General features: G+C 35.8%; 12 protein-coding genes and 1 other RNA gene. 6 read left to right on the forward strand and 7 right to left on the reverse strand.

Annotated features, from left to right (window positions below):
• Nucleotides 1-317: 317 nt before the first annotated feature.
• The gene (locus tag ACQKNX_RS17270) at nt 318-1445 is read left to right on the forward strand and encodes a response regulator (RefSeq protein ID WP_427429938.1); all 1128 of its coding nucleotides are present in this window, start codon (nt 318-320) and stop codon (nt 1443-1445) included.
• Between the two features lie 62 nt (nt 1446-1507).
• On the opposite strand, the gene ACQKNX_RS17275 is transcribed toward ACQKNX_RS17270, so the two are convergent.
• Nucleotides 1508-2530 carry a GGDEF domain-containing protein gene (locus ACQKNX_RS17275; RefSeq protein WP_427429939.1) on the reverse strand — a complete coding sequence of 341 codons (1023 nt, stop codon included), beginning with the start codon at nt 2528-2530 and terminating at the stop codon, nt 1508-1510.
• Nucleotides 2531-2815: 285 nt separating this feature from the next.
• Between ACQKNX_RS17275 and ACQKNX_RS17280 the strand changes: the two genes are divergently transcribed.
• A complete protein-coding gene (locus ACQKNX_RS17280; protein WP_427429940.1) occupies nt 2816-5842 on the forward strand; it encodes an ATP-binding protein in 3027 nt (1008 codons plus the stop codon).
• A 181-nt stretch (nt 5843-6023) separates the two neighbouring features.
• On the opposite strand, the gene ACQKNX_RS17285 is transcribed toward ACQKNX_RS17280, so the two are convergent.
• Nucleotides 6024-6464 (reverse strand): hypothetical protein, encoded by a 441-nt coding sequence (locus ACQKNX_RS17285; protein ID WP_427429941.1) that lies wholly within the window; start codon nt 6462-6464, stop codon nt 6024-6026.
• A 171-nt stretch (nt 6465-6635) separates the two neighbouring features.
• Here ACQKNX_RS17285 and ACQKNX_RS17290 point away from each other — a divergent pair, with 171 nt between their 5' ends.
• Both ACQKNX_RS17290 and ACQKNX_RS17295 read left to right on the forward strand, forming a co-directional pair.
• Nucleotides 6636-7277, forward strand: coding sequence for a YfbR-like 5'-deoxynucleotidase (locus ACQKNX_RS17290; protein ID WP_427429942.1), 642 nt, complete (start codon nt 6636-6638; stop codon nt 7275-7277).
• Nucleotides 7278-7372: 95 nt separating this feature from the next.
• The gene (locus ACQKNX_RS17295) at nt 7373-7879 is read left to right on the forward strand and encodes a zf-HC2 domain-containing protein (RefSeq protein ID WP_427429943.1); all 507 of its coding nucleotides are present in this window, start codon (nt 7373-7375) and stop codon (nt 7877-7879) included.
• Nucleotides 7880-7928: 49 nt separating this feature from the next.
• On the opposite strand, the gene ACQKNX_RS17300 is transcribed toward ACQKNX_RS17295, so the two are convergent.
• Both ACQKNX_RS17300 and ACQKNX_RS17305 read right to left on the reverse strand, forming a co-directional pair.
• Nucleotides 7929-8267 (reverse strand): zinc ribbon domain-containing protein YjdM, encoded by a 339-nt coding sequence (locus tag ACQKNX_RS17300; RefSeq protein WP_427429944.1) that lies wholly within the window; start codon nt 8265-8267, stop codon nt 7929-7931.
• 62 nt (nt 8268-8329) lie between these two features.
• Entirely contained in the window at nt 8330-8464 is a 135-nt protein-coding gene (locus ACQKNX_RS17305) for a hypothetical protein (RefSeq protein WP_427429945.1), read from the reverse strand.
• Between the two features lie 46 nt (nt 8465-8510).
• Here ACQKNX_RS17305 and ssrS point away from each other — a divergent pair.
• Nucleotides 8511-8703, forward strand: a non-coding RNA gene (gene ssrS, locus ACQKNX_RS17310) — 6S RNA.
• A gap of 127 nt (nt 8704-8830) precedes the next feature.
• Here ssrS and ACQKNX_RS17315 read toward each other — a convergent pair.
• The 3 genes from ACQKNX_RS17315 to ACQKNX_RS17325 all read right to left on the reverse strand — a co-directional run bounded on the left by ACQKNX_RS17315 (nt 8831) and on the right by ACQKNX_RS17325 (nt 11805).
• The gene (locus ACQKNX_RS17315) at nt 8831-9208 is read right to left on the reverse strand and encodes a hypothetical protein (protein ID WP_427429946.1); all 378 of its coding nucleotides are present in this window, start codon (nt 9206-9208) and stop codon (nt 8831-8833) included.
• Nucleotides 9209-9520: 312 nt separating this feature from the next.
• On the reverse strand, nt 9521-10582 hold the full coding sequence (locus ACQKNX_RS17320) for an LLM class flavin-dependent oxidoreductase (RefSeq protein ID WP_427429947.1): 1062 nt from the start codon (nt 10580-10582) through the stop codon (nt 9521-9523).
• Between the two features lie 71 nt (nt 10583-10653).
• Nucleotides 10654-11805 carry an MFS transporter gene (locus ACQKNX_RS17325; RefSeq protein WP_427430036.1) on the reverse strand — a complete coding sequence of 384 codons (1152 nt, stop codon included), beginning with the start codon at nt 11803-11805 and terminating at the stop codon, nt 10654-10656.
• Nucleotides 11806-12172: 367 nt separating this feature from the next.
• Here ACQKNX_RS17325 and ACQKNX_RS17330 point away from each other — a divergent pair, with 367 nt between their 5' ends.
• A complete protein-coding gene (locus tag ACQKNX_RS17330; RefSeq protein ID WP_427429948.1) occupies nt 12173-12754 on the forward strand; it encodes a TetR/AcrR family transcriptional regulator in 582 nt (193 codons plus the stop codon).
• The last annotated feature ends 202 nt before the right edge of the window (nt 12755-12956 follow it).

The following is a 12956-nucleotide window of genomic DNA, read 5'->3' on the forward strand; positions in this document are numbered from 1 at the left end:
GAAAATATAGTTCGTATTACTACTAACCATTTGCATATTTTATATAATGGAAATACAGCTTATGTAACCGATAATATAGAAAAGGGGATATCTAATAGATTCAACCTTATAAAGTAGAAATTTCTTATGAGGCTAGTACTAAGCGTAGAATATGAAGCGGCTCAATTATGTCGCTATACATACTTATAGTTTTTAACTTCCCTTTTAATGTAAAATAAATCTTAATTAACCTAATAATAACAATTAAAATATTATTAGTATTATCTATAGTGCAACATAGTGAGGTTGTATACTAATCTGAAAGTTGGTGTCCTACTGTGATTCGGGTAATTATAGCAGACGATGAGCCGTTAGCTCTTTTAAACATGGAAAAAAAGTTAGAAGAATTTGATTCAGTAGAAGTTGTTAAAGCATATTCAACAATTCACGACTTGCTGGATGAGGCACCGACATTGGATTTTCATGTAGCCTTTTTAGATGTGGAAATGCCAGGTATGAACGGTTTGGAGATTGCTCAATTATTAAAAAAATGGAAAAAGGATGTCCGTATTGTATTTGTAACTGCGTATCGAGATTATGCTGTTCAGGCTTTTGAAATTAATTCTCTCGACTATTTATTAAAGCCCATTTCCAAATCCCGTCTTGAGACAACTATTAATAGAATACAGGAACTCTTTCAAATAGAAACAACAGCCTCTAAACAAGTACAGCAGATTGAGCCTTCCCTTAGCATCCATTGCTTAGGTGGATTCACCGTCTTCCATAACAAGAACATCGTACATTGGCGAACTGTAAAAACAAAAGAGTTGTTCGCCTTTCTCTTTTCTAATCTCAACAGTCATATACTACGCGATACAATCATTGATGCCTTATGGGCAGAAACAGAATACAAAAAAGCAAGAGTTCAACTGCATACAACGGTTTCTTATTTACGTACAACCCTTTCATCTTTAGGCTATTTCAACGTATTGCAATATGCAAATGGGTGTTATATTTTACAATTAGAAAATTTCCATTGCGATGTTCTGGAATTGGAGCAAATGTTAAAAAACAAAGAAGAGTTTGGGGAACTTGATGTAGAAAAAGCAGAATTATTTATTCAAAATGATCCCGGAGAGTACATGGCGACACTAGATTACTCTTGGATTCATAGTAAAGCAAATTTTATTCTTAACCAACTTACACTTTTACTTAGTTATTTAGTCGAGCATTATACAACAAAACATAATGCAAAAAAAAGAGAGCAAACTTTACTATTGATGATCGAGTATAATCCTTATGCTGATAATACTATCCAAAAACTTATTCAGCACTATATCGAAGAAGATAATCGCGCAAATGCAGTAAGAGTATACAAAACCTTTAAGAAAAACCTGTATGCAGACCTTGGTATTTTACCCAACCCAGAGACCATTGCGTTATATGATACTATAGCGCAAGATTAAAAATAATGTAGCTGCCTCCCAACAATTGTTTTCCAGAGACAGCTATATTTCTTTTGAGTTCACTAATTAACAACACTCGATAAATCCTCAACTATACGTATACAATTTCTTCCTGATTGTTTTGCTTCATATAATGCTTGGTCAGCAATAGCAATTAACTCATTTGGGCTGCTAAAAGTGGAAGCAAAAACTGTTACTCCTGCAGATAAAGTAACCGGGCGTCCACTAGGATTTTCTGCTAACGCTTGTTTAATCCGTAAATCTTCTGCTAAATTGACAGCTTCTTCGATTGCAGTATTCGGTAAAATAACCATAAACTCCTCGCCTCCATATCTAAAACAGCTCCCCTGCTGATGCACACTATCCTTCATTTTGCTTGCAAATGCTTTTAAAACTTCATCACCTACTGTATGGCCATATGTATCGTTGACATTTTTAAAATCATCTAAATCAATTAATATTATGGCATGTGGCACTTTTTCTGTAATTAATTTGTTTAATACATGATCCATACTCCGACGATTTGGAATCCCCGTTAATGAATCTAATTTCAACTGGTTAGTCAATTCATCAATTGTATTTTGTGACTCTGCAATCGATTTTAACATGCCATTTTTCAAGTTACTCACCTCTACGTACCAGTCATCAACTGATTGTAAAGAACCAATTTTATTGCCATTCCGTCCGCTTTTAGAAATTTCTTGTAGCGGCCGGGCAATTTTCAAAGCTAGCCATAACACAAATATGAAAACGATTACAAGCATTAATAATAAAGGCAATAATACTTTTTTTAAGAACATACTTATAGAGATAACATTTTCCTTTTGCACCTGATATACGGCTTGTTTAAACTTTTCCTTTGTTAAACCTTCTGTTTCAGCATTTTGTAATCCTTCTTGTACATACTTTTCAGCTATGTCCGAAACTTCTGCTATATACTCTTCCTGCATGACAAGTTTAGATTGTACGAGCATTTCGTTAAAACTTTGATAACTAATCCAAATACTGATACTAGATGTAACGAGTACAACAATAATCATCATACTAATAATGACAAACGATAAATTTAACTTGAGTTTCTCCACAATAGATCATTTCTCCCATTGAGATGATATTTTGCAAAAGCTATATTGATTTCAATATTAAAAGTTCCTATTTTAACATCATACGTCATACCTCTTAAAAAATACTTAACAACTAATAGTTTTAACCTGTTTCCGAAGAAGTTAACTACTCAAAAAGAACTAAAAAACTTCTTTTTAGTTACATAAAGATTTCTTTTATAGAAAAGTACGTTTTCTTTTTCTTCATTCCATGGCATGGTAAAACAATACAATAAATTATTTACTTACAGGAGGCTCTATGTAGCGTTGAAAAAAACCATCGTACGACATTTACTAATTATCGCTTTGATTTTTATCGTCCTAACTATCTTCCGCATACTTTGGCTAACTTATTTTATGCCTTCTAATGACCAACCAACTGCACAAGCTGGTATTTTAGATATGCGCAACCATTCTTTATCAGAGAATGAAGTTTTTCAAATGAATGGTGAATGGATTTATTATCCTGAAATATTGTTAGATACGACTAGCTCCCCTCATCTAAAACAAACTATTAGAACTATTCCTATGCAAGAGGCAGTAGCAGTAGCAGAAACACAACACTTTGGCACTTATCGTTTAAAAGTTTTGTTAAATGCTAATGACGGTTCAGATTACCGATATGCAATTCAAATTCCTGCAATCTCAACTGCCTCAGCATTGTATATTAATGGCAAACTTGCAGGACAGTCAGGTGAAGTATCAACAAATGCTAGTAATCATAAAGGGCAGGCCGCGCCTTACACTGTATATTTTACAGAAGAGCAGCCCGAAATTGATGTCATTTTACAAGTATCCAATTTCGATACGCCGTCGAATGTACTTATAACTAAGCGACTTTCATTTAGTTCAGCATCAGCTATGACGCACTATCAACTCATTACGGAATTATCACTAGTAGCTATTTCAATGCTACTCATTTTATTTGCATTGTTTAGCATTCTTGTCTTTCTCTTTATTTATCGCAAAAAAATAGTATTGCTGTTTACAGTAGGCTTTCTTTTACCTTTAGCTGATGAGCTCATTACATACGACCGTTCAATTTTGGATTGGATTCACTTAGATTATGTATGGTCAATGAAGCTATCAAATATTATTTATCTCGGTGCTTCATTTTTCTTTGTGCAATTTATTCGCATCTTGTTAGTTAAATATCAACAAGCAAAATATTTTCGATTGTTCTCAATGTTATATACAATAGGAGCGCTTCTCATTGTGCTATTACCTATCCAATGGCTATACACAGCAAACCTAGTGTTTTTCATGCTCTATATTGTTTCCTTTTTATATGTTTTAACACTTGCCTTGAGGGAGTACATAGGTCATCAGGAAAGTTCGGCTTTTATTGCGTTTACAGCCATTGGAACAACAAATGGTATCATATGGGGCCTTATAAAAATGTATTTTGTGTTAACTATTCCTTTCTATCCATTCGACTATTTAATGATTGCACTTGGCTTTTCAGGTTATTGGTTTAAACGTTTTTATGAAAACAAACGACAAATTAATCTGTTAGTTGCTCAATTACAAAGAGACGACGAATTAAAGGATGAATTTCTATTAAGCAATGCACAGAAATTATGGGATCCTATGAATAAAATGATTACCCTGGGGCAAACAATTTATGATAATCCTAATAATAGTTTCGTTACAGAGGATAAGCAGAATTTAAAATATTTAATTGATATTGGACGAAGCATGTCTTTTACGCTAAATGATATATTGGATTATACACGCTTAAAAGATGGAAACTTACATCTTCATAAGAAAAATGTGCGTATTCAAGGAATTGTTTCAGGTATTTTTGATATGCTACGTTTTATTTCAGCTGGAAAACAAATTCAACTGACTTCTACCATTGCACGGAACTTCCCTCGTGTACTAGCGGATGAAAAACGACTTATTCAAATACTTTTCAATCTCCTACATAGCGCTATTAAATATACGAACGCTGACTTAATAGAAATTAGCGCAACTAATGAAAAAAATATGGCTGTTATTCATATTAAAGATACAGGCTCTGGATTAGAAAAAAAGGATATGATACTTCAGGATCATCTATTTTCTTCTGATCAAGGGATTGAAGATAATGATAGAATACATCTAAGTTTATTGGTTTCTAAGCAACTAATTGATTTACATGGAGGGTCATTACTAATCTATTCTAGTCCGAATAAAGGCTTTGATATATTTTTCACCATACCAATTGCCGATGAGATGGAAAATGAGGAGCAGATGAATGATGAACAACAAGAGAAGGTACATTTATCAGCAAGTACTACAAACTTAAAGGCCACACCTTCTGAAAAACAGTTTAAAATTTTAATGGTTGATGATGATCCTGTTAATTTAACGATGATGCGAAGTTTATTTTCCTCTACAGAATATGACATTACAACAATCACAAGTAGCGAAAAGGTATTGGAATTGTTGTCTATGCAAAGATGGGATTTAGTTATTATTGATGCTATGCTACCTTATATATCTGGATATGCTTTAATTGAAAATATTCGCGAGCATTATACCTTACTAGAACTACCCATATTATTGTTAACTGCTCGAAGTAATCCCGAAGATGTTTATACTGGATTTGCTCACGGTGCAAATGATTATGTCACAAAACCTATTAATTCGCTGGAATTAAAAGTACGGTGTCGAGCTTTAATCGATTTAAAATATAGCATTAATCAACGACTACATTTGGAAACTGCTTGGCTTCAGGCACAAATACAGCCTCATTTTTTATATAATACGCTTAATACAATTGCCTCACTCAGCGCAATTGATCCTGAACGAATGATCGACTTGATGCACCATTTTGGTAAGTATCTACATGCCAGTTTTGATGTAAGGAATTTACAACGAGTTGTACCGCTTCGTGATGAACTAGAACTCGTCCGTTCGTATCTTTATATCGAACAGGAACGTTTTGGGGACCTATTACAAATTGACTGGGATATCGATGAACATATTCAAATTGAGATACCCCCTATTTCATTGCAAACTTTGGTAGAAAATGCAATACGCCATGGCGTATTGCAACAAAAGGACGGCGGTACTGTTTGTATTCGAATCAAAGAGTATTCAGATTATGTAGCCGTAAGTGTTATAGATGACGGTATTGGTATAGAAGCCAGTACATTAACACAACTGCTTTCCGATACTAATACAACTAGTAGAGGCATAGGCCTACGCAATACTGACCTACGCCTTAAAAGAATATACGGACAAAGGCTGCAAATTAAAAGTACACCAAATGAAGGCACAACAATCACCTTCAACATCCCAAAATAGTGCCAGGCACCCACACAATTCTCACACAATTTATGGATAGCCAAATAAAAATCCACTGAGTCTCCTGCGGCTTACAATGTGCCCGCGGAAAGAGCAGTGGATTTTTACAATTTAAGAAGCGAAGTGCCAGGCACTCACACAATTTTTACAATTTAAGAGGCTGATCTTTTGCATGCATCGATTACCAAATTACGGGCTTAGCAACCATTAACCAAAGCATAATGAGCAGTAATACAATATACATCCATGCCTTTCGATGTAACAGTGAGGCAAATTTTTGCTGATTATAAGCCGGCGTATTAAATGTTCGAATCGTCGGTTTAAACGCTCGCGCTAAAAAGACAATGGAACCTGCCATAACAAGAAATGTTAAAACTACCCAAGATGTTGTCCACGGGTATCCTCCACGCCACATTAATAAAATGCCCGAGGCAACTAGAACATGTCCAGCATGTTTAACAATCGTAATCGCACCCTGAAATACTTGAATATATGGTGGCATTTCCTCATGCACAGCTGTACGCATTTTCTTTACTATTGCTAAAACTACAAACAATGGCCCAATCGAAAGGATAGCGCTTAAAATATGTATATATAGAAGAAGTGTATAAATCGATATCATAATGCATACTCTCCCTTTAATAAGTCTTACTAATTATAGCATTCCTCATTATGTTCTCTCATTCTAATTGTGAATCCTTTGTAAACGTAGCATGAATCATTGTAAAATTGTTTGAAATCTGCACAATGAGGGTATTGATTATAGTAACATGCACTTATAGAACAAAAAGGAGTGATTCTTATAGGAATTCATCAATTTTTTACAAGTCTTAATGATTTAGAACGTATTATTCGTTGCCCTGGCCGCTTTAAATTCGAAGAGCATAATGTTGCTGCCCATTCTTGGAAAGTTTCACAATATGCCATGTTTTTTGCCACTCTTGAAGAAATGAATGGCGCTACAGTAAACTGGAAGTCATTATATGAAAAAACCATCAATCATGATTTCGCTGAAGTATTTATCGGTGATATAAAAACTCCCGTTAAGCATGCTAGTCCTGAGCTTAAACAAATGCTCGCACATGTGGAAGAAAAAATGATGGAAAAATTCATTATTAATGAAATCCCTAAAGAGTTCCAGGACATCTTTTTCGAGCGTATGAAAGAAGGCAAAGATGCAACACTTGAAGGACGTTTGCTCGAATTTGCAGATAAACTAGATCAATTTTATGAAGCATTCGCAGAATTAAAGCGCGGTAATACCGATATGGAATTCGTCTATATGTATCAAACAGCGCTAGCGAAGCTTTTAGCAATTCCCCTTCCAGCAACAGTCCAATATTTCCGTACTGAAATATTGAAGGATGCTGTTAAGGAGAAAACACATATTGATATTCAAACGCTAACGAATGAAATATTAAACACAAACAAATAACGTGCATGTACAAGTTTTCCGATGAATTGATCGACGGAAGGCTTTTTTTATTTCCTAAAAAAAGTCGTATAATAGGAGTGATAGGAGGGGAAATTTTGTCACATGAATGTTCAATAGTAGAAGATCTACTACCTTTATATAAAACTAAAGGTTTACAAGCCGATACAACTGAATTTGTCGAGCAGCATTTAGCTACATGTAAACACTGTCAGCAGTTGGCCGCAACGAAGCTTTCATCTAATCAAAACTTATCAATGAAAAGCACATTAACATTTTTCCATCTCGTTTTTATCGTGTTATCTTTTATGTTTGCCCTCAACTCATCCCTACTCGGCGATCATAAAAGCTTTGTCGCATTATATGCCCTTTTCGGCTGTTTAACATATTTATTTTATAAAAATATTTGGATAGTCTTTGCTATAAGCTCTATACCTGTTTTTGTATGGGCCATCATTAATAATTTTAGCAATCCACTATATATTCATGGCGTTTCTTTTATGGATATTAGTGCACTTATCATTGGCGCTAGCTATATAGCTCTATTACATACGATTTTCGCCTTGCTTGGCTCTGCCTTTGCTATTATTATACGAAGGTTTTAAATGATAAAAGCATCTCTCGTATGAAAGATGCTCCTTATCATTCCAGCTATTAGACTTTTTTCACAAACTCTGATTTTAGTTTCATTGCACCGAAGCCATCAATTTTACAATCAATATTGTGGTCACCTTCAACAAGGCGAATACTTTTTACCTTTGTGCCAATTTTTAAAGTTGAAGAGCTTCCCTTTACTTTTAAATCTTTAATAACTGTTACTGCATCGCCATCTGCTAACAAGTTACCATTTGCATCTTTTACAATAAGTGCATCTGACTCTTGCTCTGTTGCACTAGTGCTCCATTCATGCGCACATTCTGGACATACAAAGTTTGCGCCATCCTCATATGTGTATTCAGAATTACATTTCGGACAATTTGGATATGCTGCCATTTCCGCTTCCTCCCTTGAATTTTCGTTAAGTAAATGATTACGCTCCTATCTTTACACACTTACTATAATTTCGCAAAGGTTGTTCGCATTTTCCGTTCGTATTTGTGAAGAATATATGAAGCCATTCCATATAATCCAAGCGCTTTATATGTATAAAATGCATGTTTTATAGCACGTGCCCATTGACTTTTTTTCATAAACCCTCTTGCTTGCAACTTTGTTTATCATGCCGTATTATATCCTTAAAGGCTGCATTGTTCGTATAATATTAAGTTTTAACCTTTAAGCTGTAAAAGGGAGTTTTATTATTGGAGTTGGAATGACGGGCCTCACACCTAGGTGCATGAGGATAAGCAGGAAAACTTCTGCGAACACCCACTTTGAGGAGTGGTGGTTTAAAACTTTCTATAAGAAATACGGCATACGCGGCTTTTAAATTTTACATTAGAGCCTCATGGCTTTAAAGCGACTCACCCTTCATTTATTGGAGGGTGAGTTTTTTTATTTAAAACAAGCGTTGATGCAAATTTGATGAATGCTAATTACCGTTATAACTTAACGTATTAACGATTTGGATTTCGGTCAATAAATTCCTCAATATCATCAGCTAGTCTATATACAAGATCGAAATAATGTTTCTCTTCCAAAACGCCCTTTTTTATCCATTTTTGCATTTCTTCATAATGGAAATTATAAAAATACCCTTCCACCTCACCTCTTTCAATACCTTTTTTCGTCGCCATCTCAGATATAGAAAGACCTATATTCCAATTCTGATTATATTCCTCTCTACTCATCCCTAATAATTTACATATTGCATCATAATCGTATTTAACATGATATATTACCGAACCTTCATTATTTTCTTCTGCATGAACTAATGTTGAAAAGGATAAAACTAAGGTTAATAAAAGAAAAAAACCTTTAATAACGATTTTCATTATAGAACCTCCAATTTTTATTAAATTTAATGTGTGAGGTTTTAGTAATAACTATGTGAGCACCTACTTACCACTTTCTCTCTACCATTCCAGCCAATTTTTAAATTACCTGGTTTATTAATAACTTGTGTACGAACATCACGTTCATTTAGCCAGTTATAGAAAGGTACCTTTGCTTTTTACAGTACAGTATAATCTCATAATTATAGGGATACTTCTTGCTTTAAAGATGAAGAAAAAGACTAGCTAAAACAGCTAGTCTTATTTCATTAACATTTGTCATATTAAAATAGTTTTCTAGGTACTAAATCATCATATATCCTGTTCACCATTAGCTTCCCATTTAGCAATTTCCTCTCTAACACGAGGGGCAACTTCTTTCCCAAGCAATTCAATGGCACGCATCACTTGATTATGTGGCATTGTACTTAACGGTACATACATCATAAAACGAGTAATCCCCACATGCTTACGCAAATGGATGATTTTCTCTGCGACAGTTTCAGAATCACCAACATACAATGCCCCTTCAAAACTTCGCGCAGCATCAAAACTCGAACGATCATAATAAGCCCAGCCCCGCTCCTTGCCAAGTTTATTCATACCAGCTTGAGTGGATGGGAAAAATGTATCTGCTGCCAGTTCCCTATTCTCCCCTACAAAACCTATCGAATGAGATCCCACCTTCAGTTTGGAGACATCATGACCTGTATGAGCCGCCGCTTTTTTATATAACTGTACAATTGGTGCAAATTGCATCGGGCTACCACCAATGATCGCCAGCATCAGTGGCAATCCCAACAGGCCTGCACGGATAGCCGAATCCTGATTTCCACCGCTTCCGACCCATATAGGTAAAGAATCTTGAACAGGTCTTGGATAGACACCTAAATTATTTATTGCTGGTCGATGTCTGCCCTCCCACATTACTTTTTCCGATTGACGAATTTTAAGCAGCAACTCTAAATGTTCTTCAAACAGTGCGTCATAGTCATTTAAATTATAGCCAAACAATGGAAATGACTCGATAAAAGAACCTCGCCCCGCCATTATTTCCGCACGTCCATTTGAAATCCCATCTAGTGTAGCAAAATCTTGAAAAACGCGTACAGGATCAGCTGAAGAAAGTACAGTTACCGCACTTGTAAGTCGTATGTTTTTCGTTTGGGGTGCCGCCGCTGAGAGAACCATCGCTGGAGATGATGCTGCATAATCCTTCCTATGATGTTCACCAACGCCAAACACATCCAGCCCTACTTGATCAGCAAGGATAATTTCTTCGACCACTTCACGTAGACGTTGGGCATGACTAATCACTTCGCCATTATAAACATCCGGTTTCGTTTCTACAAAAGATGTAATACCTATTTCCATTTAAATCTCTCCTAGTCCAATTAAATTATAAGAATAAATACGGTGTTTCTCGTAGTAGTACTATCACCCAGTTATTTTCGAATACTTAAAGCCCAAAAAAGCAGAGCAAAAGCACTGACCGAAGCGCCAAGCAAAGAAACGCCTTCCCAGCCGAAATGTGCATATATTTGAGTCGAGGCAATTGAACCACTCGCACTGCCGATAGAATAGAACATCATATAACCAGCAGTAAGTCGACTCCTTGCTTCGGGATGCAACGGAAGAATCATCGTTTGATTCGTTACATGTATTGCCTGTACAGCCAAATCAAGTAGAACAATTCCGACAACTAATGCGACAAATGTTTGTTGTAGATAACTGATAAAAAACCATGAAATTAACAATAATAACAAAGCAAAACCAGTCGTTCGTTGTCCGTACCCTCGATCTGCAAGTTTTCCTGCACTTGCCGCAGCTAATGCTCCTGCTACACCAACAAGACCGAAAGCTCCAATTGCACTATAAGATAAAGCAAACGGCGGTGCGCTAAGTGGTAAAACGAGCGACGTCCATAAAATACTGAAATCGGCAAAAATCAACAGCGCTAAAACTGAACGAACACGTAAAGTTCGCTCTTGAATAAATAATGTAAACGTTGACCTAATCAACTGGAGATAAGTGATTGATTTCACCTCGCGCTCAACAACTGGCAGTACTTTAAAAAACAAACTAGCAAGCAAAAGCATGAGTGCTGCAGAGACGATATATACGGAACGCCAACCTGCTAGATCTGTTAGTATACCGGCAAAAGTCCGCGCGAGCAGTATGCCGATAACTATTCCACTTGTTACAATACCAACGACACGCCCTCGTTCTGTAGGAGAAGCGATATTTGCTGCAAAAGCCACAAGCGTTTGGGTCACAACTGCAAGAAGACCTACTAAAGCCATACCTACGAAAAGTACAACGCTAGAAAAAGCTGTCCCAACTATAATCAAAGCTATTGTGGATAAGAGCATCTGCCCGACAATAAGTCGCCGTTGATTTAATAAATCTCCAAGCGGAACGAGTAGTAGTAAACCCAATCCATAAAAAATCTGTGTGATAGTAATCACAACACCAATAACGGAATGGTCAATGCCAAAATCATTCGATAATCGATCGAGCAATGGCTGGGCAAAATAAATATTGGCCACTGATATTCCACAGGCAGTTGCAAACAACAATGTCAAAGAGCGAGACATGGATGAATGCTGATGCCCATGAGATTCAGTTTCAGGAGACGGACTATTCACCTTAGAATAATGTGGGTCATTGTCTAGATTCGAATCTGCTTTGTACACATCTTAATCTCCAATCCTATTCATTATTTACTATAACATACCGAACAGTACATTATAATTGTTGCTAAATATAACTTAAAGATGATTGTAATGTCAACTTAATATTTTTATCACTGTAAATTCAACACGAAATAACTCTTACATTTTGACTACTAAAATGACTTATAACACAACAATTAAATACCGATAAGTAAAAAATAAATTGCAATTACCTACATACGTGTCATAATGTAAATAATAAAATCAAAATTTGAAGGGAGTAATCTTAATGGCTCGAACCCGTGAATTCGATGAGGATAAAGTTTTAGATGCTGCAATGCAGTTATTTTGGGAGAAGGGATATGAGGCTACTTCGTTAAGTGATCTTACTTCTAGAATGGGCATTCAACGCCCTAGTATTTATTCAACTTTTGGCGATAAGAAGGCATTATTCGAAGCTGCACTTCGAAAATATACAATGTCTCGGGCATCTGATATTCGCACTAGACTCCAAAGACACGCCTCTGTAAAAAAGGCATTTGCTATTTTCTTTACGGATGTCATCAATGACGAATACGCAGAAGAACTTAGTAAAGGTTGTTTTTGTATTAATACAATGGTTGAACTAGCACCTCATGATGAGAGATTTGAAATCTTGACTAGAGAACATCAAATGTATTTAACTGTCATCTTTCAAGAAACGATTGAACAGGGAATAAAATCAGGTGAGCTGGAAGCCAACACAGACGCAAAATCTTTAGCACAAGCACTTATTGTCGCATTAATCGGTCTAACGGTAATGATGAAATCTCGCCCTCAGCGTTCTTTTATTGACAATGCAATAACGACTACTCTTACATTACTTAAATAATGAGGATTCTAGCGTTTAAGTGCTTTATTTTCGAAGTAGTAACAGAGGCTGTTCAATAACCTATACTCTGTATGCTCTACATAGTAAAAATCCACTTCTTTCCGAAAAAACCCACAACCAGCAAATTGTTGCTAGTTGCGGCGTTCTCACAGAATCTGAGTGGATTTTTACATGTATATTTACGCAACCATAAAGGGCTACA

The sequence above is a fragment of the Lysinibacillus sp. NPDC093712 genome, from assembly GCF_050280025.1.
Taxonomy (GTDB): Bacteria; Bacillota; Bacilli; order Bacillales_A; family Planococcaceae; genus Lysinibacillus.

Bases quoted from the DNA above. Each gene is read 5' to 3' on its own strand.
- ACQKNX_RS17330 (WP_427429948.1), top strand. From the start codon at position 12,173: ATGGCTCGAACCCGTGAATTCGATGAGGATAAAGTTTTAGATGCTGCA.
- ACQKNX_RS17300 (WP_427429944.1), bottom strand. From the start codon at position 8,267: ATGGCAGCATATCCAAATTGTCCGAAATGTAATTCTGAATACACATAT.
- ACQKNX_RS17315 (WP_427429946.1), bottom strand. From the start codon at position 9,208: ATGAAAATCGTTATTAAAGGTTTTTTTCTTTTATTAACCTTAGTTTTA.
- ACQKNX_RS17305 (WP_427429945.1), bottom strand. From the start codon at position 8,464: ATGAAAAAAAGTCAATGGGCACGTGCTATAAAACATGCATTTTATACA.
- ACQKNX_RS17285 (WP_427429941.1), bottom strand. From the start codon at position 6,464: ATGATATCGATTTATACACTTCTTCTATATATACATATTTTAAGCGCT.
- ACQKNX_RS17320 (WP_427429947.1), bottom strand. From the start codon at position 10,582: ATGGAAATAGGTATTACATCTTTTGTAGAAACGAAACCGGATGTTTAT.
- ACQKNX_RS17325 (WP_427430036.1), bottom strand. From the start codon at position 11,805: ATGTCTCGCTCTTTGACATTGTTGTTTGCAACTGCCTGTGGAATATCA.